The organism is Sphingobacterium sp. UBA7253, assembly GCF_002472745.1.
Lineage (GTDB): Bacteria > Bacteroidota > Bacteroidia > Sphingobacteriales > Sphingobacteriaceae > Sphingobacterium > Sphingobacterium siyangense.
Genome location: NZ_DKSP01000032.1, coordinates 35,728 through 37,373 on the forward strand (window position 1 = coordinate 35,728; position 1,646 = coordinate 37,373).

Consider the following 1,646-nt stretch of genomic DNA (forward strand, 5'->3'; position numbering starts at 1 on the left):
AATTGGGATTAAGAGGCGAGAAATCCAATATTCAAGGACAACTTTTGAGCGAGCAAAGGGACAAACTCGCACAAGGCTATTTCAATTTGTTCCCAAGTTTTTTTTTAAAGAAGAATTTAAACTCGCAGGGAAGCAATTATGTATCACTTACCTACAATAGAAGAATTAAACGGCCCTCATATTTTGATTTAAACCCTTATAAATATTATATAGATAATTATTCCGTACAGACAGGAAATCCCTTTCTGAAACCGCAGTTCACAAATTCGTTCGAAATTAGTGGATTATGGAAAGAAAAATATTATACTGCTTTGAACTATTCCCATACCAAAAATGCGATCTCGCAAATTATACGCAACCAGGCAGAAGAAGAACTGTTAACGATTATTAAAGACAACGTGGGGACTCAAGGAGTATGGACGGCCACTCTGAGCGCTCCCATTTCATTGCTACCCTGCTGGTCAAGTACGAACACGATTTTATTCACTCATACACGTTCAACTTCCCCCTATTTTAATCTAAAGAAAGCTTCTTTTATATTACAGACAGAACAAGAAATTTCCTTTGGCAAAGGATATAGTATAAATCTGAATGCTTTTTACACCCCCCAAATGTTACTTGGAAATATTGTAACTAAAGCCATCGGCTCCGTTGATCTAGGGATTCAGAAAAAATTAATCAAAGATCAATTGGTTGCCAAGGCAAATATTAGCGACATCTTTTTTACCAATAATTATCGGGCGACAAGTTATTTTAACAATACTAAAATCTGGATAATGCACAAGGAGCAATCGCGTGTATGCTCCATTTCTTTACTATATAACTTCAAAACCGGCACTACCTTTAAAGCAAAACGAATGGAATCAAGCAGTATGGAGGAGAAAGGAAGATTATAAATGTACCACTATTTTTTATCTTTGCGGCTCATTGAGCCGCAAAACTGAACTATCTAAGGATTTATGAAACAATCTCGACTTAATCAATACATCACTAAAGCAGATACATTTTTCAGGAAGCAAGATTTCGATACTTTTTATACAACGAATGTACGTATCCTACTTCATTTTGGAATGTGGTTTACATTTACCCTGCTCCTGTTCAGCAACTACTATTATGTAACTGGAATATCCTCAAACCAATCAATATTTTTGTCATCGCGTGTTTTATTGTCTTCTCTTGTTGTGTTTTACCTATTTTTCTACTTGGTTATACCTTACGCGAGGAACTTAAATTTATGGATATTACCTTTCTTAACTGCGCCAGTATGTATTTTTATTTGGTTATTTATCAATAATTTGTTTTATGTGCTAGCTTACAAATATGATTTTGATATTTCTAATTTGTATCCATTAATGGGTAAGGAAAAGGATTTCATTCCCAACCTGTGGTCCGTATTCAGCTTTAAAGCGGTGCTATTAAATGCATTGTCGGTTATCTATTCATTGTCTCCTTTTTTCTTTACCAAAATATTAATAGACATCAGAAGAATAAATAAAGACCGAATGCGAATCCTAGAGCAGAAGTCAAAATTGTTATTGGAAAATATTAGCGTAGAGAAGGCTTTTTTAAAAGCGCAACTCAATCCACATTTTTTGTTCAACACGCTCAACAACCTCTATCGTTTGACGCTAAAAAAAGACGACACA

2 protein-coding genes are annotated in these 1,646 nt (G+C 34.7%); both read left to right on the top strand.

Annotated elements, in window-relative coordinates:
• On the top strand, window positions 1-896 hold an 896-nt coding region (locus tag B2X72_RS03030; protein WP_286848241.1), incomplete at its 5' end, for an outer membrane beta-barrel family protein.
• 408 nt (window positions 897-1,304) lie between these two features.
• Window positions 1,305-1,646: histidine kinase (locus B2X72_RS03035; RefSeq protein WP_286848242.1), on the top strand; the 342-nt coding region annotated here is incomplete at its 3' end.